Consider the following 23,367-nt stretch of genomic DNA (forward strand, 5'->3'; position numbering starts at 1 on the left):
TACTACAGGTGCAGTAGTGTTGGCGATCGCATTAACTATTTTGATATTTTAATCCTTTGGCACTCGCAGTCATTCCATACATTCAGGTCTTACCAGATCATGGATTAGTGCGATCGCTTTTGTAACTCTGCGTCTTAGAATTAAGGTTCTTCAGTACTTGCTATGTTAAATTGTTAGGTCAATACTCTGCTACCTGCATCCTTACAATTGTGCCTACCTACTAAACATACTTTCCCAATAATTTGATGCCTAATCAATTTCCCATTCTAATCTCAAGGTTTCCAACTTAGGATTTTTAACACTCAATTGCTTGCATTCTTCCAAAAATTCCTTCACCTGTTCTTGAGTCAAACTTAAACCCCCATCTTGGAGATTATGAATAAAAGTCAGCACATCAGCAGTTGTCAAATATGAACTTATTTCTTCTAACAAAATCGCATTATTGACTTCTCGACAAACCAACTCAATATCAGATGAAGTAAATCGGATACTTTTCTCAGCTAACATTTCAAAATTAACTGATTGCTCTACATTGAGTTGTGATAGATAATGCTTAAATATTTCGACTCTCTCTGCTTGGCTTGGAGGGAAAATCGGCACTTTCCAATCTAATCTGCCAGAACGTTTTAAGGCATTATCAATGCCACTTAAATAATTAGTAGCAGCAATGACAATGACATCACTATTTTTAATATTATTTAGTTCAATCAATAATTGATTGATAGTGGCTCTTTGGTCAGTATGGGAGTTTTCATCATTACGATTGAAACCAATACTATCTAATTCATCGATGAATAATACAGAAGGAGCTTTTTTCTTAGCTTGGACAAAAATATCACGAATATTTTTCTGGCTTTGACCTATCCATACACTAATAATATCAGCCGGAGAAAACTTAAAGAAATATCGCCCTGACTCATTAGCAAAAGCATTAGCTAATAATGTTTTACCACATCCAGGTAATCCATAAAACAAAATGCCCCCAATTGCGCCTTTATGCCCTTTAGATTGTAATTTGAGTAGTTTATTGAGTTTTTCTTTTTCTTCATTGAGACCTTTGACTTGGCTAAAGTCAAGTTTGACTTGTTTAGTAACTGGGCTGATTTGTCTTGTGGCTTGTCTTTTAACTTTATATTCAAAGGTTGGATAATCAATGGTATCAAACGCCACAGGGACTAATTGATGTTTTTCATAATCTGGTGTCATCACTATAGTTTTAAAGTTGGCACCATAGTATTCTGAGAGTCTATACTCTAAAATCTCTTTGGTTTTTTTGAGTTGATAGTAATTGCGAGCAATTTCAAATCCAGGTACAACTAACCAAACACTCTCTAAATTATTTGGCCATACCTGAGATTTCCGCAAAATTCTCTTAATCATATCAAAAAAGAGATTATTATCAGAAAACTCGTTATATTTGAGAGTTTCTATTTCGACCACAATTTTATTTTTAATATATACTTCTACTTTTTCAGTTTGATATTCTTCATATTCATATTCTTCCTCATCTTCTTTATGATCTTCATCTTGAGAAGTTAATTCAACTTCACAGCCAATGTGTGATAATTCATATCCAAGACTCTCTAGGGTTTTGATCGCAAAATACTTCAGGTAGATATATTCAGTACTTTCTTGTTGCCACTTTAGATGATAAAGATGTTCAGGCTTCATCTTGAGTAACAATTGTGATTCAGCTTGAATTTGAGCTTTTTGCAGTTCTAAGAAATAGTTGAGGAGAGATACATCATCTTCTTCTGTTTGATAATAAGGCAGTTCTAATAATAAACGGAAGTGAGCTAAAATCTCTTCCTTTCGCTCAATGGCAGCTTCATGAGAATATTTACATCTGAGGGTAAAAGTAAAGGGAATTTTACTAGCAACTGTATCTACTAAATGTCCTAAGCTATCTTCTTTTTGCTGGGCTTGAATTTCCAACACTGATGGACAGTGGAATAGAATAAATGATTGTGTAGAATTATACTTATTTAGAGATAAAGATATAGATTCAAACTGCTCATCAAATTTTTCCGAATCTAGTAACTCTAAGCCAGTGTCACCTAAGATGACACTTGTCATCGTTGAACGATAGAAGTGAAATATATTAGCGCCTTTGATAGAACTTTCTTTATCATTTTCGCAATCATCATCAGAGTCAATAATATTAGTTGTAAACTGGCGTACAGAAGAACTGGCAACCTCGCTTGAACCTTGATATTGAAATTTTCTAATCAGTTCATAATTGAAAATTTTGACAACGATATCAGAAAAGAAATCGACATCTTGAGGAACAAGAAAAATCCCCATAGGTTGATTAGAATCTAAACAAGCTTGAAAACGTTCATATTCTTGCTCAGAGCCGAAGTCAAATAAATAGTAAAAGAAATCATGTTTAACTTGAATAGTTTCTTTCAGCTTTTGCGAAATTGCTGCTGAATTGAATTTTTCATCACTAATTTCTATACCTTTGAGAGAAATATCTATTTTTGTATCTAAAGGAATATATAAATCAAAAGCAGGTTCAGCATATAATCCTACACTTTCCAGAGCAGTATTAAAATCATCAATGAATGCCTGACTTCTGCGTTGATAGCCAAACTGTTCCATGATGGTTTTCACTCGTAAGCTTTTTTTTGCTTTACCAGTTCTTTGTAGTTCATTTTTAATCGAGCTTAAGTAGGCTGTATATAACATTCTGTTTCCTGACAATCACCAGATATATTCTTCCCAAAATGATATATACAGTAACTTTCGCCATCATTTCTGAAGAGATTTCGTCAAACGCTACCATAAATAATCATGTACCACCCATCGCTACAACTAGGTTGTACATAATTAAGCGGAGGTGAAATTGTGTGGCAAGTTAGCAAGCAACAGCAAAATATTAGGTGGAATCTGACGGAAAATCTAGCTGGATATCTTTTTCTTGCACCTACGCTGTTGGTTTTGGGTACTTTTGTTGTGTTACCCATTCTCTACGCCGTCTTTCTTTCGCTACATAAAGTACAGCTTCTCGGCGGAATTGAATATCAGTTCATCGGCTTTCGCAATTTCAGCCGCTTAGTTGAAGATGAACGAGTTTGGATAGCTGTGAAAAATACGGCTGAATATGTGGCTATTGTTGTACCGTCACAAACAATTTTGGCTTTAGTTCTGGCGGTAACTCTCAATTCTGGGATTCGGGGAAAAAATTGGTGGCGTATCCTTTATTTTTTACCCACAGTGACTTCTTCCGCAGTGCTGACGCTGATTTTTATGTGGATTTATAACACGGATGGGCTACTGAATGATGTTTTGGCTTTTGTGGGTTTACCTACTTATAACTGGTTGGGTGATCCAAATGTGGCACTCAAAGGCATCATGATTATGAATATTTGGTCAACTGCGCCGTTTTATATGGTGATTTATTTGGCGGCGTTGCAAGATATCCCCCAAAAATTATACGAGGCGGCGGAACTGGATGGGGCAAATACTTGGCAGCAGTTTATCTATATCACTATTCCCATACTCCAGCCTGTAACCTTTTTTGTTGTGGCTATTGGCATAATTGGGACTTTTCAGTTATTTGACCAATCTTATATTTTCTCTGGTGGGACTGGCGGGCCGAATAACGCAACTCTGACTTTAGTGTTATTGATTTACCAAGCTGTATTTCGTAATTTACAGATGGGTTATGCTGCTGCGATCGCATTTTTACTGGCATTAGTCATCATCACCATAACTTTAATCCAACGGCGTTTATTTGGAGGCGAAAAAATGTGACTACAATTCCTCGCATTCCTTGGCTCAAATTATTGTTATACATGGTGTTGACACTGTATGCCGTTATTACCCTAATCCCCTTTCTTTGGGCGTTGTCAGCGTCATTTAAACCACTATCAGAGATTGTCAATGGCGGTCATAATTTTATACCCAAAAATTTTACTTTAGATAATTACAAGCAAATATTTTTACAAGAACCGTTATTTTGGCGTTGGTTATTCAACAGTGTGTTTATTGCTGTTAGCGTCACGCTCTTAAACTTGATATTCAACTCAATGGCTGGTTATGCCTTAGCTAGACTGCGCTTTGTCGGGAAAAATTTCTGGTTCTTTTTAATTTTGGCAATTTTAGCAGTACCAGCGCAAATTACCTTGATTCCCACATTTTTGATTTTAAAGGCGATCGCTTGGCTAAATTCTTATCAAGGTATGATTGTGCCGGGGATGGTAAACGCTACTTTTATCTTTATGATGCGGCAATTTTTCGTTAACTTTCCCAGGGAACTAGAAGAAGCCGCGCAATTAGATGGCTTAAATACCTGGGGAATTTTTAGATATATTGTTTTACCTTTAGCCAAACCAGCACTCGCAGCCCAAGCTGTTTTTGTCTTTATGGGTAGTTGGAATAATTTCTTGCTACCTGTCGTGATTTTATTTGACCCCGAAATGTTTACCTTACCTTTAGGCTTAAACACATTTAAAGGTCTATACATCAGCTATTGGAACTACATCATGGCAGCTTCGATGATTTTTACCCTACCAGCTTTAGGTATATATGCTTTCCTCAACCGCTACTTTATTCAAAGCGCCACCTTTACAGGCGGGAAAGGATAACCTGAGTCAATATACTCATAACTGTCTCCCTTGTCTCCCCTGTCCCCCTATCTCCCAAACATCCTCACCCTGCTCCAAATTTTGGGCAACAAATTGCACTCCTAACGTGATATTGGTATTACAGCGACTTAATCTCTATTTGTTAGTTAACCAAACATTATGGGTTTTGCAGGTCTACCGATCGCAGAGATAGCAACACACTACAGTATGACTGTGGGGCAAGTGTTTTCTCTGGATAACCAATTGAGAACTGCCTATAAATGCCACAAGGCTCATTGGGCGTTAGAAAATGCAAAAGCAATTATGGCGCAAACATCGTCTGAAATTCACCAGCAAGATATTAGCGACTCGGTGAGTGATACCAGAGTCACCTTGTGGGCGATTTCAGGCTGGAGCGAATTTTTAACAACATATAACAACCGTTAGCGACACAGAGATTGAGTATCGCATTATTTAGCTGTGTTGAGCGTCAAAATTTTTAAGGGGAAACATGTTTAGAAGATTAATTGGCGTTGTTGTGGTTACTGTTTTACTGACATTTCAGTTGATGGTCGGTGCTGCTTCAGCAGTGGAACTAGACGAAGCTACCAGAACAGTGCCATTAAATGACAAGGGTGATACCGTTGTTCTTAGCCTCAAACAAGTTAAAGAAGGCAAACGTTTATTTCAATACGCTTGCGCTCAATGTCATGTAGGTGGCGTTACCAAAACCAACCAAAACGTAGGTCTAGAACCAGAAGCACTAGCATTGGCTACACCAAACCGCAACAGCATTGAAGGTTTGGTAGATTACATAAAAAATCCCACTACTTATGACGGGGAAGAGGAAATCTCTGAATTACACCCCAGTCTCAAGAGTGCAGATATTTTCACAACAATGCGAAATCTGACCGAAGACGATTTGGTAGCCATAGCTGGTCACATCCTCCTGCAACCTAAAGTCGTAGGTACCAAGTGGGGCGGTGGCAAAATATATTACTAAACCTCAGTCATAATTGCTGAGTATTGGGGAATTAGATACTGGGAAGAAACAAGCATGTAAGGATGAAGGATGAAGTATGAAATTTTACTTCTACTCTTTAAGCTTAATTCTGCAATCTTGATACTTCACAGTGACTAATTCCCAATCTCTATAATTTTTTAAGAATTAAACCTGATTTTTGGGATTTTTTACTTGACGGAAAGGCTATTTAGTGTATAAAAATCAGAGTTATTTCTGATTTTGAGGTTGCTGAATATTAATTTATGACCCGATAAATAAAATAAATTGGATCTACGACATATTGTCAAACTTTGGCGTTGATTTTATTTAAAATGAGATAGGGACTATAAAACCATCTGTTAGGAGAAAGTCATGAAATTGATTGCGGCAAGTCTGAGACGCTTGAGCCTAGCTGTGTTGACCATGATTTTAGTTGTCAGCAGCTTTGCTATTTTTACACCTTCAGCCTCTGCTGAAACCCACCAAATCAAGTTGGGTAGCGATAAAGGAATGCTGGCATTTGAACCCAGCAAGGTAACAGTGAAGCCCGGCGATACAATTGAATGGGTAAACAACAAAGTTCCTCCCCATAACGTTGTCTTTGATGCGGCTCTCAACCCTGCTAAGAGTGCAGATTTAGCTAAATCTCTGTCTCATAAACAGATGTTAATGAGTCCTGGTCAAACACAAACAACCACCATCCCAGCTGATGCACCTGCTGGTGATTACACCTTCTATTGCGAACCCCATCGTGGTGCCGGTATGGTTGGCCACATCATTGTTCAATAGTAGAAATAGCACTGGCGAAACTAGATAATTTTCTAGCTCTTCAGGAAAATTGAAAAACTAAGAAACGCCACAGCCTGGCGCATACAACAAATCAACTAATAGCGGTGACGAGTTTGATTTCCGCCCACAATGCTCAACAGCGCCCAGCGATGTTTAGAGATTGACTCGTCACCGCTAATTTTATTTAAATGTAAAACTGATAAAATGTAGCAGTCAAAGTATAGATGAGAACTCTATTTAGGCGCTAGAGTCTGGAGAATAACTTGAGAAGACTGTTATTAATTTTATTTCTAGCGATCGCGCTCTTCCAATTAACATTTACTTATCCAGCACTAGCCGCCGAAACTTCCAACGGTGCCAAAATCTTTAGTGCCAATTGCGCTTCTTGTCACATAGGTGGCGGTAATATTCTCGTTTCCGAAAAAACCTTAAACAAAGAAGCACTATCAAAATACTTGGCAGACTATAACACCGACTCACTTCAGGCAATTATTCATCAAATCCAAAATGGCAAAAATGCCATGCCATCCTTCAAAAACAAGTTAACACCTGAAGAAATTTTGGATGTCGCTGCTTACGTCTTTCAAAAAGCCGAACAAGGTTGGTAGATGTGAAAAAGAGGCTAGTGCCGCTACGCGGAAGTCAAAAGTCAAAAGTCAAAAGTCAAAAAGCTTATATCAAAAGCTTTTCACTAACTTGAAATGGTATCTTTATTTCCGCCACGTTGTACTAGGGACTAGTACAACAAGGCAAAAGTAGAAAGAAAGAGTTTTTATACCACAAGATTTTTACTCTAGGAATTAAAATCTTTGCCTTTTACCTTTTGCCTTTTGCTTTTTACCTACACATTAGCCTGTTGACGCTGATAAAGAGACCAATACAAACCCTTCTGCTGTAAAAGTTGCGTGTGAGTACCCCTTTCCGCAATTACGCCTTTCTCCATTACCAAAATTAAATCAGCCCGTTTGAGTGGTGCAAAGCGATGAGCAATCAAAAACACTGTGCGATTTTCCGAAACTTTTTGGAGGTTTTGGAGTACTTGTTGTTCGGTTTCACTATCTAAAGCACTGGTCGCTTCATCCAAAATTAAAATCGGAGCATCGGATAAAAACAAGCGTGCTAAAGCAATCCTTTGGCGCTGTCCACCAGATAAAGCTGTACCTCTCTCTCCCACATTCGTCTCATAACCGAATGGCAATTGACTGATAAAATCATGGGCTACAGCTAATCTCGCAGCTTCTACTACCTGTTCCGCCGTAATATTGGGATTGCCCAAGGTAATATTTTCTAAAATCGAACCATTAAACAAAAAGTCCTCTTGCAAAACAACGCTAATTTGTTGCCTTAGTGATGCCAAATCAGCACTCTTAATATCAAAACCATCAATTAAGATGCGTCCTGATTCAATTTGATACAATCGCTGCAACAGCTTGGACAGGGTACTTTTACCCGAACCACTACGTCCGACTATGCCAATAAACTGCCCTGGCTGGACATCAAACGTAATGCCGCGTAACACTGGTTCAGTATGGGCTTGGTAACGGAAAAATACCTGTTCAAAATTTACTTGCCCTTTTAATGCGGGTAAAACTAATCCTGTGCCTGGTTCGGCTTCTGGGGCTGTGTTGAGAATATCACCAATTCTATCGACAGAGAGTAATACTTGTTGGAGATTTTGCCACAGTTGTACCAACCGCAATAGTGGTGCTGTCACCCGTCCCGATAACATCTGAAAAGCTACCAACTGACCAATTGTTAATTGTTGGTCAATTACCAGTTTTGCGCCCACCCAAAGAATCAGTAAAGTCGAAAAATTGGTAAGAAAGTCCCCAATATTACTACTGATATTTGATGTAGTCGAGGCTTTGAAACCAGTACGAATAAATCGGGCAAATAACCCTTCCCAACGTTCCCGCGCCACTGGTTCAGCTGCATGGGCTTTCACAGAATGAATGCCTGTAATTGTCTCTACCAAAAACGATTGACTGTCTGCACTGCGGTTAAAGGTTTCGTTTAGCCAGTTGCGTAAAATTGGCGTGGAAACAATTGTTAAAGTGGCAAACAATGGCAACACTGCCAAAGCGACAAAAGTTAAAGGGATGTTGTAGTAAAACATCAATGCCAAATAAACAACGGCAAAGATGCTGTCGAGAATTACTGTTAAAGCTGTACCTGTGAGAAATTGCCGGATTTGTTCGAGTTCTTGAACACGGGCAACAGTATCACCCACCCGCCGCGATTCAAAGTAAGCTAACGGCAAGCGCATCAGGTGGCGAAATAGCTGCGCCGACAAGCTTAAATCTAAGCGCCTAGCTGTATGGGTAAAGATGAAGAGGCGTAAAGTACCCAGCATCGCCTCAAAGCAAGCAATTAACAATAAAGCTATAGCCATCACATCCAAGGTGGGCAAGCTTTCTTGCACCATCACCTTATCGATGATGACTTGAGTAATGAGGGGTGTACCTAACCCAAACAGTTGTAATGTTAAGGATGCCAGTAAAACTTCCCCTAATAATCCCTTGTATTTCCAGACAGCCGGAATAAACCAACTGAGGTTGAACTTTTCATGTTTATTAATCAGTTCTACTTGCCACAGTTGCCCATCCCATACAGCTTCGACAATTGATTGGGGAAGAGTTTCACAGATTTGCCCTGGATTTAAGGGATTCGCCACAATTAAGCGGGAGCCTTTGATGGCGTAAACCACTACCCAACTTGCTTGGGATTGATTTTCGTTTTGCCATAACATCAAAGCCGGAAAGGAAAGTTTGGGTAGTTCTTCCCAACTCACTTGGAGTCGTCGCAATACTAGTCCGAGTTTTTCGCCAGCTTCGACGATTTGTTTGGGGTTTTGTCCGCGCAGTTGGCGCTGTACCCATTCTAGTTGCACTGGGTTGTCTAGGTGTTGCGCCACCATTGTCAGACAGGCGGCGGCGGTATTACCGTGGGCAATAAAAGGATAATTGGAGTTATCTGGAGTGCGGTTGAGTAATTCTTGGAGAGTTGGCGGCTGAGTTTCGGGACTAATAGTTGTGGCTGGTAGGGGCAGTTGTGGTTCGAGGCTGGGTTGGGGTTCAGAATTGCTGGGTGCGGCGGCGGCTGGGAAACCAGAGAAGAACTGTTCAATTTCGGGAGTGCTAAATTCTGTCCACAGCGAACTGTCCCAACAAGCCACGATGACTTCTTTACTGGCGGCTATGGCTTTGCAGTCTAATGCGATTTTGTAGAGGTCGCCGAACCAATCTCCTGTTTGTAAAGCAGCGATCGCTTTGCTATCTTGTTCTTGTCTGAGCCTGACTTTACCTGAGACTATGTAGTATTGGTAGCCGCGTTTTTGCGTTGACCAGATTTTTTCTCCTAATTGGTAACGATGGATAACTAACTGATTACGTAATCTGGCTTGTTGTTCGCTACTTAGCCAACATAAAGGCCCTTGCTGCCAAGGTATTTCTGCTATAGCGTTAATTTCTAAAGATTCATGATCCAGATTTGTTAACCCATCTGTAATTTCACTGTTAGCTTTTGAATTTTCTCTGCTAGCCATTTTTCAAATAACTCATTTTGTAATGCTTGTTGGAGTTGAGTATCTTCTAAAGACGCTGGCAGAAATTGTTCGACTCGAAACAAACCATAACGTCCTTCTAGTTCTATTGGCCCCACCAATTGTCCAGAACTAGCAACATCAATCGCTGCCCGCAATGTATCTGGCATGGTGCCACGGCTGATTGCTCCCATCATGCCGTTCATTATGCGATCGTCTGTTAGGGAATATTCTCTGGCTAGTTGTTCAAAGTTGGCTCCTTCTTCGATTTGGGTTCTGAGTTCTTCGCAAAGTTCTTGATTATCAACAATAATGCGAGAAATGACGACGCGATCTAAATAAATTTTTCTTTCAATAAAGTATTCGGGAATGTGAGGTTGTGTAACTAATGTTTTAAGTTTTTCTAATTTGAAACCTAATGTAATTGATCTATGAAATGTTTCATAATCTGTACCATTTGTTTGTAACCATTCTTGAAAAGTTTGGGGTTGCGTGAGTTGATTTTTTAAACGAAAGTCAATAACTGCTTGTTCGGTTAAGGCTGGATTGATATCTAAATCATCTCTAGTTTGGATTTCTTGCTCAATCACATACTGCCGGAGAATGTCGCCAATAAACTGGGATAATTTGCCGGAAGCTTGGAGATATTTTACTGCCTGTGTGATTGGGAGTGGATGATCATTTATTGACAGAAATGATAAAGATTCCATGAAATAACTCAAGAAAAACAGCTAAAAGTTCATAATTCCGAGAGATGGGAAACAAGATTCAGACCGATTGAGTGGCTGAAAGTTAGACAGAGACTACAATTCCCCATTCAAAATCTCAAATCCAAAATAGTATTGAAGAAGGCAGTGGTTCGGCTTCGCTCACCAACCGGAGGCAGGAGGCAGATTCAACCCGTCTCTCATCTTTCGCGTAACATCCCATAGGGGAGACCGCCAAATCTCAGATTATGGCGGGAGACTTAAACTCAAATGGGCGTTGCAAAAAGGCTTTACCTTTGATTAAAAATCTGCCCTTTTGCCTTTTTCCTTGTTGTACTAGCCGATCGCAATTTTCCACAACCAAGCAAAAATTATGGCAGCGATCGCACCAATTAATGTATTTAAAATATTGACCAGTTCATTTGTTAGCCAAGCATATTTAGATTGCAGTGTGGCTCCAATGACACTTTCTAAATTGGTAGCAATGAACGCTGCGAAGATGCACCAAACAACCCCTAATAAGTCTATCAATCCTACTGCCCAGCCTACTAAGGCGATCGCGATCGATGCCACTACACCCGCTAAGGTTCCTTCTAAACTCACTGCGCCTTCTGTACCACGGGGGACAGGTTGGAGTGTGGTAATCAAAAAAGTCCTTTGCCCATAAGCTTTCCCCACTTCGCTGGCGGATGTGTCTGATAGCTTGGTGCTAAAACTTGCCACATAGCCCAACAACAGCAAAGATACAGGATTGGCAACTAAAGATTGGGGATCAGATATCAACCATCCCGAATTGATTACCCCTACACCCAAAGCACATAACGCCGCCGTTAAGGCTGAACCCCAGACATTTTCCGGGCCTCTGGCACCAGAACGCTTTTCGGCTATACCTTGGGCTTCTTTCTCTGCCATACCGATGCGCGTCACGCCGGAGCCTACCAGGAAATAAAATCCCACTACTAAGTATCCTTGCCAACCCAACGTTCCCCAAACGATGACACCCAATATCCCAGCATGAAATATACCTGCTGGAGTCAGCAGCTTTTTAGGAGCGATCGCAACTAAACCCAATAAAACGGTGTTTAATCCTACTCCCACTAACCAGGGATTCGCAGAGTCAAGTAAAGGTAACATTAGCAGTGAATCACAAGTGGTGTTGTCATTGCCAGCATACCAACAGAATAGCTAATTTTAAACCTGAGATGTTATACCTCATTCTGTAATTCTAAAAGTGCATAGATTCTCTTACTTTTACTATTAGGGAGAGAAAAAACAGGCAAGATTTTGAGCGAAAACAGGGGCTAGAGGCTAGAGGTTAGAGGCTAGTACAACAAGGCAAAAGTCAAAAGGCAAAAGTCAAAAGAAAGAATAACGATACCACAAGCCTTTTAGCAATTTCTTATGGTCACTGAGCGTACTTGTACTGAGCGCAGCCGAAGTAGCCGAAGTGTGGTCTGTTTATTTACGCCGACCTGTATTAGTAAATCATATTGAGGACTTACGCCTTACTTACCATTTTCTTGTTCCAGTCCATAAATATCGCTAACAGCATATAAGTAACAGCAATATAAAACTGTGTTCCAATTAACCACAAACAAGTTTTCAGAGCATAAATTGTAGATAGCAACTACAAACAATGCCTGTTATGAATAAACCTATATTTCATTTAGCTTTTCCTGTGAGTGATATCCAACAGGCAAAAGCCTATTATGTTGATGGTTTGGGCTGTATTCCGGGACGGGAAAACCCCCATGCTTTGATTCTCAATCTTTACGGACATCAACTGGTAGCACACACTACCAAGGAACCTTTAACAAGACAACGGACGATATATCCTAGACACTTTGGTTTAATCTTTCCCCAAGAAAGTGACTGGGAAAGTTTGTTAGCAACAGCATACAAGCACCAACTATTTTTTCGAGAAGAAGCTAAAAATCGCTTTGTGGGTTCGCCTTTAGAACATCGGACTTTCTTTTTAGAAGATCCTTTTTATAATTTGCTGGAGTTTAAATATTACCGCTACCCAGAGGCGATTTTTGGGAGTTATGAGGAGTATACCCAAATTGGCGATCGCTCTTAAATTAGGACTTACGTATGAAAACGAAAATTCAAGGTTTGGTTCAGGGTTTAAGGGTTTAAGGGTGTAGGTATTCAAAACCACCCATACACCCTATACCCTTTCACCCCTAAACCCAGTTTCAACCGACAATTTTTGTGAGTAATTCCTAATTGGTTCGGCTAAGGCTGTGGCGACGGCGGCTAAACTCCTAGAATCAGTTAACATCCAAGGATGAGATGCTGCGGGGATAATTACCTCTGTACCTATGGGCATTTGGGAACTGTTGGCTGGGACAATCATCAAATCATAAGGTGTCCAAATAGATGTAAAGTTCAACTGCTTTAACATCACAGCATCAGAATTTAAATCCTTGAGGAATTTACTGTGAGTACGCATTTGTACACAACCAGGCCGCCAAGAACCATAAGCAATATAAGTTCCATGATGAGGTGATGAGATAGTAATCAAGCGTTGCACGCGCTCAATACCTCCCAGTCGTTGGACATAATAACGACTGACAATGCCTCCCATACTGAAACCGACTATATCTAGTTTCTGTTCTGGCTCAAAGGTCGCGGCTATGTAGTTAGCTACTTGCTGCGCTAACACATCAAGACCAACTACGCCATTATTCGGTACTAAATTCAGAGCATATACAAACCAACCTTTCTCCTGTAAATAACTTCTCATTTTGCGGAATACTGCTTCTGTATCTCCAATCCCGTGTATTAACAAAACTGGGTTGTATTGCTGATTAGTTGAGTTCATTGCCGGGTTTGCTTGCATAGTTCTGTCAAAAATCTAGCTAAGTTATGTTTCTATCTGTGAATGAGTTATGACACTCAGGTCACTGGCTAGAGGTTAGAGGCTGGGGGTTAGGGGCTAGTACAACAAGGCAAAAGTAAAAGGTCAAAAGGAAAAAGAAAGAGTAGTGATACCACAAGCCTTTTAGCAATTCCTTATGGTCACTGAGCGCCGTCGAAGTGTGGTCTGTTTATTTCCGCCGACCTGTACTAGTGTTTTTAGCATCCGGTATTCATCAGACAATCTCAGAACCGAACATCACAAAAGAATATTCCCCACTCCCTATTCCCTATTCCCCACTCCCGCAGAGTACTATTAAATTTTGTTAAGCAAGCTTTCATAATCTTGCTTATGGTAACGGTAAGATTTAATAATGAGTCTTGATAGATACAGGCTGCAAGTGCCTGTAAAATCAAGAACATTTGCTCTGTAGTCTTACGCCAGTGTTACTCAAACACTCAACTATCAAGCTAGTCAAAGTCATAGTACGGCGCAAAGAAATGTAGCATTAAGCTGCAATTTTTAACATTACGGTCAGATTTACAGAAATTATAGAAGGCAGGAGAAATTCTAATGTTCGGTTTTATCAAAAATTTAATCGCTGGGATTTTAGGTTTCTTTACAGGTTTGCTCGGTGGTAAGAAAAAAAATGGTGGCTACTACCTGCAATTAGATGAAAGTGGGGCAGAAGTCAAACCAGCACCAAAACCCGCAGAATCACCAAAACCCGCAGCTACTTCCAACGGTACCAAAGCAACAGCAGCACCTGAGCCAGCCAAAAAACCTGCGGCTAAGGCGGTCAAAGCATCCCAAAATGGCAAAGCTGCACCTGCTGAACCAGAAAAAGCGCCTGCAACTGCTGTAGCTGCCAAGAAAGAACCAGCGATAACTACATTTGCACCCCAATATTTAGGGACTTCTGGTGCTGCTAATGGTCGTCGTCGTCCAGGGGCAAATATGAGTTCTTTCTTAGATATGGCCAGTCAAGTGAAAACTCCTAACCAAGCTTAGTGATTTAATTTTGACTGTCAGCGATCGCCAAGCATTTATTAAACACCAATCCGCTATACAACTGAAAAGCTGCATCCCAATGCGTCGGTTCTCGACGCATTAAATTGATATTGGGTGTGATATTGCGTAACATTTCCGTTTGATCTAGAATCGTCTCCGCAAAAGGTGTGAAATCTGACCAAAGCTTCACTTGTGGCAGATGCTGTTCTAGCCAGTTAATTACTTTATTCCAGTTAATACGGATAGTATTTTGACTAGCTAGAGCAGCAATTTCTACACCTTGTTGGAAATCATAACTTTGATCAGACAGTCGCAGAATGCAACGCCGCCCAGGTAAATGTAGATCACAAAACTGAGCGTAATCTTGAGTTTGAGTTTTTCGCTCTAGCTTATGGCGTGCATTAACATCGACAACTTCTTCAAAAATTGGTAATAGTCCCGCGACTCTGGCTTGTACTTCTGACCAATTAAAAGTCAGAGAACCGAGTTGATGAGTTTGGTTACGACAAACAACCGTCGCTTGTGTAGCAGATTCCGAAAAATATTCAACTTGATAAATTTGTATTTGTTGAACTGCACTAATTGTTGACCAAAAGCAAGGGATTCCGGCTTTTTGTAGCTGTTCACCATAAAATTTTAATTCTCCTACTCGGCCATAACGATAGACTCTCCAACTGCGGCTGGGGAGAATTAGTCTGGCTGTATAGGTGTCTAGCTGCATAATCTGAGCAAATTGCGCTGCAACTGTTGACTTTTCTTGATTAGTCAAAGGCTCTAAAACAAGTATCCCTGACTCATTACTGTTGGGTTCGGCTGTGGCTTTAGCAATGGCGCGTTGTCGTTGTTCTTGTTCAACTTCTTTGAGGCGTTGTAAACCTTGGCGTGCTTGCGAAACTATTTTAGAGTTGGTTGTACTCCGCAATAACTGACGATAAATTTTTTCTGCATCTTGTTGTTTATGAGATACTTCGTAAAGTCTGGCAATGTAAAACTGCACCCAAGGATCATCCGGTGATTCCTTTGACAACTGCTGGAGTAGTTTAGCAGCAGTGTGATAATCTTTACGGTCAAAAGCGATCGCAACTCGCTCAATCATATTTTATTTCCCTGCATCCTGCGTTGAGTTTTGGAAGCGGCTTATTATCATTTATACTTCACAGGCTGCGGTAACTAAGGATAAAGCAACGATGGGTGCAGTGACGGCGCGGAGAACTCGACGACCGAGAGATACAGCTTGAAAACCAGAAGCGATCGCATTTGCAATTTCTGGTTCTGTCCATCCACCTTCGGGGCCTGTAGCAATAATTAGTTCGCTGTCATTTGTTCTTTGTTCTTTGTTTGGTAAGCAATGTAGAAGGTGAGGATAGTTACCCCGTGCTTCACAGATATACTTATGACCATTAACTGTTGACAAAGCCTCACTCAAAGCCACTGGTTCTAAAATTGTGGGGACAAAAGCGCGTTCCGATTGTTCAGCCGCTTCAGCTGCAATCCGCCGCCAACGTTCGAGTTTTTGCGGACTGGGGTGAAGAAGAGTGCGATCGCTAATCACCGGGGCAATACAAGTTACACCAATTTCCGTACAGCAGCGCACAACATCATCAAAACCACTACCTTTAGGCAATGCCATCATCAGTGTAATTGTTACAGGTAATTCTGTAGTTACGGAAAGAGTTTCTAAAACCTGGGCTTGTTTTCCTGTTAATTGTGTTAACCACCATTTACCCATACCATCCATCGCAATAAAGCGATCGCCCTCACGCAAACGCAAGACCCGCCCCAGATAATGTAGTTGTTGGGGTGTCAATAAAATTTGGTCTTGTTGAAATTGAGCAGGTGCGATCGTTATTCTTTGTAGTTGAGCCATGCTATTTTGTGAACAGAGAAAACAGGCAACAAGCTGTGTAATTTATTATTGATCAGGATTTATGCACGGAGCATGAATAATTAAACTACAAGGAATAAAAGTTTCATAATATTTTTGCGTAAATCCTCAATCATTGGAAATTTCTACTTAGTAAGTCTCAATTACCAAAAAGTAAAAGACTTTGCATAAATGCGGAATTATATTTCAAACACAGTATGCTGCGATCGCAATCTCATTGATTACAAGCCATTACCAATTAAAATGAAAGGCGACCAGTAATACGGGTGAGAATAATTACTATCTGTATTTCTAGGTTTACTCCGCAGTAAACTCAATTGTGCTTGGCGTAAAGCATCAGCTTTGGTTGGGCGATTTTTATCAGCAAGATTCTTGTAAAATTGTTGCATGAGTAAACTAGTGCTGCGATCTTCCACTTGCCACAAAGAAGCGATGACTGCTTTTGCGCCTCGATTTAAGAAAGAATATGCCACACTAGCAATTTCAATTCCATCTTGACGAGAACCAGCAAGGGCCGTTTCACAAGCAGATAAAACAACTAAGTGAATATTATCCAATCTAGTTAAAGTTTGAATTTGAGAAATTGCCAATTTTTCGCCATTTCCTAACAGCAAAAAAGAAGCATCTCTACTATCAGGTTCAAATTTTCCGTGGGTAGCAAGATGTAAAATTTGATTTCCTGCAAGATTATCTCGCAGAGTTAGAAAATCAAAAGCACTGTTGAGGAATTCTTTTCCTGGATATATACCTTGTGAATTGTTCTGAGTTTTTACAATTGCTTTCAACTCTGCGGGGACATTTTCTAGCGCATCGAAACCACCCACCGACTCAGAAACTCCCATTGCTAAAACCGAAGTATTTTGTGTTCCTGTAGGTAAAGTAGCAGTTGTGTTTGTTAAATCTGCGGATAAAACGTTGTAGATGGTGTAATTTTCGATTAAATATTGCTTACCATCAAACAAAGCACTCATGGGAATGTAGCGTGTTACCCTATCAAGAGCAAACACCAGATTCTTCACTTTATTTTCTTTCAATTCTGCTTCTAATGGTTTAATCAACCAGTTATGCAGTTTTTGGCTAACTGACTGAATTTGAGCAATGTCTTTAGCATCACAAGTAATATTTTGGCATCGTCTGGTAAACTGGCGAAATTCTTGGACTGTTTTTCCTAACTCATCTTGTCCAACTTTAACTTCAAACTTTTTCGCCGCATCACCAGAATACAATAGTAACCAGAGTTTATCTTCTAGCACTAATGGATAAATCATCACTGTAGCGGGTTGTGCTTTGACTATTTCTAAAACCTTGGGACTATCAGGACGAAATGCACCAGGATCTTTTGCTAATCTTTCTCTGATTTCTGTTTCTATTTTTACTAGTTCTTGGTTAAAGTCAGCAACTACTTTTGTCAGTTGATCATTGAGTTGAGCTTTATTTTGGCAGTTATTTTTTTCACACTCGCTAATTTTCTTTGCTAAAGCAACAATTGATTGATTTGGTGCGGCAATTTTTTTCTCAGCCGGAGTTAAAAGAACTTTTGGCTTGTCTGTTTGTGGAACGCCAGCAGTTGCAAAATCTTTAATTTCTTGAATTTTGAGCAGTTCTAAAACTTGTGTTGCTTCTTGTTCTCTATTTTGAGATATTAATAAAGTCGCCAACTGACGATAAATGTCAGATATTTTTACTTGACCAAAATCAATTGTTGTTTGTAAAAAAGTAGTTTGTAACTGCGGTGGTAATCCTTCAATATTGCGACGGACTTGCTCAATACCATTGATGGCTTGTTTGTAGTAGGTAATGGCTACGTTTGGTTGATTTAAATCAGCGTAAGTACGAGCTAAACCAGCATCAATTCCCCAGTCACCGCCTGTAACTTCTGTGGGAGTCTTAATTGCTAATGCTTGTTGATAAGCTGTAATTGCTTGCTGTTTTCTGCCAAATTTACGATGTAAATAACCTAAAAGACTCAGCGCATCTTTTTCATAAGCTGGGTTCTGCACTTTTCTGGCAAATGCTAAAACTGTTTGTACTTCTTGAATTGCTTGTTTATCATTGCCTAATTCACCGTAGCCTATGCTTAACGTCCGGTGTGGAATAATTTCCCAAGCTGGTTTTTTACTGTCTTTGAGAATAGCTAAACTTTTTTGAGCAAAGTCTACAGTTTTTTGCGCTTCTCCGGTATCAAAGTAGTTAATTGCCAGCGCATGTAAAGCAAAAGCTTCACCGATGCGGTTTTGTAGTTGTCGCTGTTTGGCTAATAGTTGCTGATAAAATTCGTTGCTTTTTTGATAATCACCTAAATTACTGTAAATATCGCCAAGAATACCTAGCGGGAATATTTCAACAGCAGGACTTTTGAGTTCTTGAGCAATTTGTAAACTTTGCTGAGTTAATTCTAAAGCTTTGGGATAATCTCTGAGATTTCTGTAAACGTTACCAAGATAAGCTAGTGCTTGAGCTTCTAAAGGACGCGCTTGAATTTCTCTGGTAATTGCTAAACTTTGTTCTACTAATTCTTTACCTTTTTGGTAATTACCAATACTAGTGTAAGCTTGACTTAAATTAAGCAGTAATCCTGCTTCTGAATGACGATCTTTAAGTTTTTTTGCTTGCAATAATTGTGGTTCTGCAACTGCAATAACTTTGTTATATTCACCCAGAGAATTATAGATATCACTCAGATTAATTGAGGCAACAACTTTACCTAAGAAATTGTTGGTTTTTTCTGCTATTTCCAAGCTTTCTTGAGCGTATTGTATTGCTGGTTCATATTCTCCTCTTAAAAAGTAGACTCTAGTAAAACTGAATAAAGAAGTTTGTGTTGATAAATTACTGTTTAATTGTCTTGCTATTTTTAACGACTGATTAGCAGCTTCCAAAGCTTTTTGTGTATCTCCAGAGGAAAGATAAATGTCAACAAGACGGCTTAAAGCTATAAATTCGTTCCCACGTTGCTTAGTTTGTCGAAACATTACTAGTTGCTGTTGCGTAAACTCCAGGGCTTTTTGATAGTTACCTTGTGTTTGGTAAATATTGCTAAATAAGCCTAAAGCTTGTACTTCTAAGTCTGGGTTTTCTAAGCGTTTGGCAATTGCTAGAATTTGCTGTGCTAACTCAAGAGAAGAGTCATACTTTTTCTGTTTTGTGTAAATATTGCTAAGTAGCCTTAAAGCTTTCGCTTCTAGTGACGGTTCGTTAATTTGGCGAGCAATCATTAAAGCCTTTTGAGTTAATTCAATAGCTTGAGGATAATTTTTTAAGTTCTCATAAACATAACCTAAATCAATCAGTGCATCGGCTTCTAGTTTGGGCTTACGAAGATTCTGGGCTAAAATTAGACGTTGTTTAGCAAAATCCAATGCTTGATCATATTCTCCCAAACTTTGATAACTACTACTTAAGAATTGTAAAACTGATAGCTCCACACCTAGAAAACTATCTTGAAGTTGGGGTGATAACTCAGAAATTTTTATTTCTCGTGTTTTAACTAAAGCCTCTTGACAAGCTGCTATTGACTTTTGATACTCTCCTAAAACCTGATAATTTGAGCAGATAGAGGTTAAAATCAATGCTTCATTGTTAACATTTTTTTGCTCTCTGGTAATTTGTAATTGTCGTTCGTATAACTCAACTAATTTACGATATTCTCCTTGTCGAACATAAATGTTGCTTAAATAGATTAAAGTGTTATACTCTGCATCAATTGATTTTATTTGTCTAGCAATTTTAAGAGCTTGCTGCAATAAATCAAGGGCTTTTTTGTCGTCTCCTAACGATATGTATGCCGATCCTAATGACTGAAATATATTTGTTTCTGTTTCTCGACGATTTAGCTTTTGAGCAAGAGTTAAAGCTTCTTCAGCGAATTTAATAACTTGTAAAGATGCTTTTTTTACTTGAGAGGTTATTCCCCTGGAGTTAGCATCACCAGCCATTGAAATGTAACTATTAATAATAAGTTCTAAGTTGTCAAGCAGGTCTTTTTGGGCTTTAATTTCGCGTTGTATCACTAAGGCTTGCTGTAAAAATTCTAAAGCCTGATCCGGTTTATTCAACAGGCCGTAAGTTAGCCCGATAATCTTTAGACTTCTCGCTTCAAGTGAACGGTTTCCTACTTCACGGCTAGTAGCTAGAGCTTTATTAAACCATTCCAAAGCATTAGGATATTTTGACATATCCAAGTAAACTCCTCCTATTCTGAATAGGGTAGATGCTTCTTGAAATTTATCACCTAAGTCTTGATGTATTTTTAATGCTTGTTGTAAAAGCTCTAAACTTTTAGTTTCTTGTTTTAAATAAGAATAAGTCACACCAATTCTACTTAAAGTAACACCTTCTCCGGTTTTATCATTTACCTCACGGCGAATTGCTAAAGCTTGTTGTAATGTTTCTAATGCTTTATCTAGTTGATTTAAACTAGAGTAAGCTGCACCAATATTATCAAGAGTTTCTCCTTCACCTGCACGGTCTTTGATTTCTTGGCGAATTACTAAAGCTTGCTGTAATATTTCTAATGCTTTTTGATATTGATATTGCCGATTATAAATCTGTCCTAAATTATTTAGAGTTTGTCCAACACTTTTTTTATCATTAATTTGAAGGTAAATAGTTAGTGCTTGTTCATAGTTTCTTCTAGCATCTTCATCATATCCACGCCGATATTGTTGTACGCCTTGTTCGTAGAGTTTATCTGCTTCAGTTTTGCGGTTAGTTTGAGCGACAGTTTGTGCTAATGTCTGCTTGATTAATACATTGTTTGCTGATATTGCTACCGGAGAAAATAAGGAAAATAGGAGGGTGGTAATGGTGATGCTTTTTAGTTGGGAACGCATTTTTATTTCTCTGGTAAAAAATTTGTTGAGTTAGCTTGAACTAGAAATACAATACATGAGTATGGTTTTACGAGAAGATATATGTATTTTTAATACTTCGGAAGAAAGAAAAAACCCAGGTTTATCAAAAACTGGGCTTCTAGAATTTTTAGTTGTCAAAATATGAGAGCGATCGCATCTTTACTAATTAAGCCGGAATAAATTTTAACGCCACACCATTCATACAATAACGTTGACCTGTAGGCGCAGGGCCATCAGGAAATACATGGCCTAAATGTCCACCACAGCGACGACAATGAACTTCTGTGCGGGTCATAAATAATGAACGATCTACAGTAGTGGCGATCGCACCTTCAATTGGTTGAAAGAAACTTGGCCAGCCAGTACCACTATTAAATTTGGTATCAGATGTAAACAGTGGTAAGTCACAAGCCGCACACACATAAGTACCTTCTGTATACTGCTTATCCAGGGGACTGGTAAAAGCCCGTTCAGTTCCATGTTTACGCAAAACACGAAACTGTTCTGGTGTTAAAATACTGCGCCATTCATCTTCAGATTTGGTAATTTCAAATTCAGTGTTAGAACTTGTCACGATTTCTGTCCTCGGATTAATAAACTGGGATAATAAGGCTGCACCTGTTAATACGGCGCTTGCTTCTAAAAAATAGCGTTTTTTCATATATTTATTATTAGTTTTTGCTTAATTAAATTTTTGGATAGGAAATTTTTATTTGTAAAATAACTGATTACTGATGATATCCATCTGATTTAGATTTTTGGCTGTGACCTATTTTATGGACTAACAATATATTTTTAATACTATCGGAAAATTTACCATACTATGTCAAACTTTACCGAATAAATCGACAAATATTCACTTTTTTGTTCTTGCAAAAGAATAGCCTAGGCTAAAATCTTCCGCCAGTGATTCACTGCTATTTGCAATTCTTTCGCTAACCAACTATCAAACTGCTGATACACAGGTAAACGTGGTACTAACCCCCACCCCGCAGGTTGTAAAATTTCTGTCAACTCTTGTTCCTGAATATGTGGATAATCAGGATTCACTTCATCTATCGGCCCTATCCCACCTAAATCCCTCGCACCAGCTTCAATACAAGCCAGTAACCATTGCTCATCTTTAACTAAATTGGGTGGAATTTGAATTGTAATCTCTGGCGGTAAAATTTGACGTGCTTTGCTAATAACTGCTGGTAATTGATGGGGGTCAAATGGTGGTGCATCAAATATTTGCTGGTTCCCTGGACTATGAGGTTGCAAAATCACTTCTTGAATGTGATGGTAGCGTTGATGAATATGAGATATGGCTGCTAAGGTTGTCCACCAATCATCTGCGGTTTCGCCAATTCCTAAAAGTAAACCGGTGGTGAAGGGAATTTGCAATTCTCCCGCCCATTGTAATTGTTGCAGTCTCAGTTCTGCAACTTTACTAGGTGCGTAGCGATGTACAGTCTTCAACAAAGCTGGTGTTAACTGTTCCAACATCAAACCCATTGAGACATTAACATTTTTTAATTGTCGCATTTCTGCAAAACTCAGTGGCCCGGCGTTAGTGTGCGGTAAAAAACCCATCGCCAATGCTGATGCACACAAATCATAAATTCGTTGAAACCATGCCTGACGCTGTGGCGAATTGGGATGTACTTCACCACTAAGGATCAGAATTTCACAGACTTTCTCATTTTTAAGTCGTTTTAAGATTTCCTCTGCGGCTGATAGCGTTAGCCAAGGACTTTCGCCAGGGTTAGTACGAAAGTTGCAGTAGGCGCAGCGATTGAAGCACTCGTAGGTTGGAACGATTGTGTAAGCTGGGCTGTAGGTAACAATGGCAGAATTGGCATTGGTCATAAAATAGAATTTATTAAAGAATTGTAAACGTATCAATTTACCGCACAACCCTGACTGTAACTAGGTATCAGAGCTTTCTACAGGCTAAGTTAAAAATTTTTCCTCAGATTACTTTACAAAACGCAATGTTTACCTTTAAGATATGTAACAACAGGTAAAAACACCTGAAACATACATAAAAAAAGCAATCATAAAGACATGACAGCAACCTTACAACAGCGCAAAAGCGCCAACGTATGGGAGCAGTTCTGCAACTGGATCACCAGCACCAACAACCGCCTGTATGTAGGCTG

18 protein-coding genes are annotated in these 23,367 nt (G+C 39.3%); 8 read left to right on the forward strand and 10 right to left on the reverse strand.

The window, feature by feature from the left end; translation table 11 throughout:
* Positions 1–249: 249 nt before the first annotated feature.
* Positions 250–2,691 (reverse strand): 26S protease regulatory subunit, encoded by a 2,442-nt coding sequence (locus H6G77_RS04725; protein WP_190870955.1) that lies wholly within the window; start codon positions 2,689–2,691, stop codon positions 250–252.
* Positions 2,692–2,850: 159 nt separating this feature from the next.
* Between H6G77_RS04725 and H6G77_RS04730 the strand changes: the two genes are divergently transcribed.
* The 6 genes from H6G77_RS04730 to petJ all read left to right on the forward strand — a co-directional run bounded on the left by H6G77_RS04730 (position 2,851) and on the right by petJ (position 6,971).
* Positions 2,851–3,759, forward strand: a complete 909-nt coding sequence (locus H6G77_RS04730) for an ABC transporter permease subunit (RefSeq protein WP_190870956.1) — start codon at positions 2,851–2,853, stop codon at positions 3,757–3,759.
* Positions 3,760–3,800: 41 nt separating this feature from the next.
* Positions 3,801–4,592 carry a carbohydrate ABC transporter permease gene (locus H6G77_RS04735; RefSeq protein WP_199331386.1) on the forward strand — a complete coding sequence of 264 codons (792 nt, stop codon included), beginning with the start codon at positions 3,801–3,803 and terminating at the stop codon, positions 4,590–4,592.
* Between the two features lie 159 nt (positions 4,593–4,751).
* Positions 4,752–5,018, forward strand: coding sequence for a hypothetical protein (locus H6G77_RS04740; protein WP_190593871.1), 267 nt, complete (start codon positions 4,752–4,754; stop codon positions 5,016–5,018).
* 64 nt (positions 5,019–5,082) lie between these two features.
* Positions 5,083–5,574 carry a photosystem II cytochrome c-550 gene (gene psbV / locus H6G77_RS04745; protein ID WP_190870958.1) on the forward strand — a complete coding sequence of 164 codons (492 nt, stop codon included), beginning with the start codon at positions 5,083–5,085 and terminating at the stop codon, positions 5,572–5,574.
* A 372-nt stretch (positions 5,575–5,946) separates the two neighbouring features.
* Entirely contained in the window at positions 5,947–6,363 is a 417-nt protein-coding gene (petE, locus tag H6G77_RS04750) for a plastocyanin (protein ID WP_190593875.1), read from the forward strand.
* Between the two features lie 263 nt (positions 6,364–6,626).
* Complete coding sequence (gene petJ / locus H6G77_RS04755) at positions 6,627–6,971, forward strand: cytochrome c6 PetJ (RefSeq protein WP_190593877.1); 345 nt, start codon at positions 6,627–6,629, stop codon at positions 6,969–6,971.
* 233 nt (positions 6,972–7,204) lie between these two features.
* On the opposite strand, the gene H6G77_RS04760 is transcribed toward petJ, so the two are convergent.
* The 3 genes from H6G77_RS04760 to H6G77_RS04770 all read right to left on the reverse strand — a co-directional run bounded on the left by H6G77_RS04760 (position 7,205) and on the right by H6G77_RS04770 (position 11,745).
* Positions 7,205–9,907 (reverse strand): peptidase domain-containing ABC transporter, encoded by a 2,703-nt coding sequence (locus H6G77_RS04760; protein WP_190593879.1) that lies wholly within the window; start codon positions 9,905–9,907, stop codon positions 7,205–7,207.
* Positions 9,856–10,614 (reverse strand): peptidylprolyl isomerase, encoded by a 759-nt coding sequence (locus H6G77_RS04765; RefSeq protein WP_190677643.1) that lies wholly within the window; start codon positions 10,612–10,614, stop codon positions 9,856–9,858. The genes H6G77_RS04760 and H6G77_RS04765 overlap by 52 nt, the downstream gene beginning before the upstream one ends.
* A gap of 333 nt (positions 10,615–10,947) precedes the next feature.
* Positions 10,948–11,745 (reverse strand): TIGR00297 family protein, encoded by a 798-nt coding sequence (locus H6G77_RS04770; protein ID WP_190870959.1) that lies wholly within the window; start codon positions 11,743–11,745, stop codon positions 10,948–10,950.
* A 511-nt stretch (positions 11,746–12,256) separates the two neighbouring features.
* On the opposite strand from H6G77_RS04770, the gene H6G77_RS04775 reads away from it, so the two are divergent.
* A complete protein-coding gene (locus H6G77_RS04775; protein WP_190870960.1) occupies positions 12,257–12,691 on the forward strand; it encodes a VOC family protein in 435 nt (144 codons plus the stop codon).
* A gap of 90 nt (positions 12,692–12,781) precedes the next feature.
* On the opposite strand, the gene H6G77_RS04780 is transcribed toward H6G77_RS04775, so the two are convergent.
* Positions 12,782–13,438, reverse strand: a complete 657-nt coding sequence (locus H6G77_RS04780) for a triacylglycerol lipase (RefSeq protein ID WP_190870961.1) — start codon at positions 13,436–13,438, stop codon at positions 12,782–12,784.
* Between the two features lie 609 nt (positions 13,439–14,047).
* Between H6G77_RS04780 and H6G77_RS04785 the strand changes: the two genes are divergently transcribed.
* Entirely contained in the window at positions 14,048–14,485 is a 438-nt protein-coding gene (locus tag H6G77_RS04785; protein ID WP_190870962.1) for a hypothetical protein, read from the forward strand.
* A gap of 4 nt (positions 14,486–14,489) precedes the next feature.
* Here the strand turns inward: H6G77_RS04785 and H6G77_RS04790 are convergent, their stop codons facing one another.
* From H6G77_RS04790 to cofG, 5 genes are all read right to left on the reverse strand, one after another.
* Positions 14,490–15,581, reverse strand: a complete 1,092-nt coding sequence (locus tag H6G77_RS04790) for a tol-pal system YbgF family protein (RefSeq protein WP_190870963.1) — start codon at positions 15,579–15,581, stop codon at positions 14,490–14,492.
* 51 nt (positions 15,582–15,632) lie between these two features.
* The gene (locus H6G77_RS04795) at positions 15,633–16,352 is read right to left on the reverse strand and encodes a 16S rRNA (uracil(1498)-N(3))-methyltransferase (RefSeq protein WP_190870964.1); all 720 of its coding nucleotides are present in this window, start codon (positions 16,350–16,352) and stop codon (positions 15,633–15,635) included.
* A gap of 239 nt (positions 16,353–16,591) precedes the next feature.
* Positions 16,592–21,202, reverse strand: a complete 4,611-nt coding sequence (locus tag H6G77_RS04800; protein ID WP_190870965.1) for a tetratricopeptide repeat protein — start codon at positions 21,200–21,202, stop codon at positions 16,592–16,594.
* Between the two features lie 187 nt (positions 21,203–21,389).
* The gene (msrB, locus tag H6G77_RS04805; RefSeq protein ID WP_190870966.1) at positions 21,390–21,884 is read right to left on the reverse strand and encodes a peptide-methionine (R)-S-oxide reductase MsrB; all 495 of its coding nucleotides are present in this window, start codon (positions 21,882–21,884) and stop codon (positions 21,390–21,392) included.
* Positions 21,885–22,108: 224 nt separating this feature from the next.
* Positions 22,109–23,074, reverse strand: a complete 966-nt coding sequence (gene cofG / locus H6G77_RS04810) for a 7,8-didemethyl-8-hydroxy-5-deazariboflavin synthase subunit CofG (RefSeq protein ID WP_190870967.1) — start codon at positions 23,072–23,074, stop codon at positions 22,109–22,111.
* Positions 23,075–23,367 lie beyond the last annotated feature (293 nt).

It is taken from the genome of Aulosira sp. FACHB-615, assembly GCF_014698045.1.
Classification (GTDB): domain Bacteria; phylum Cyanobacteriota; class Cyanobacteriia; order Cyanobacteriales; family Nostocaceae; genus Nostoc_B.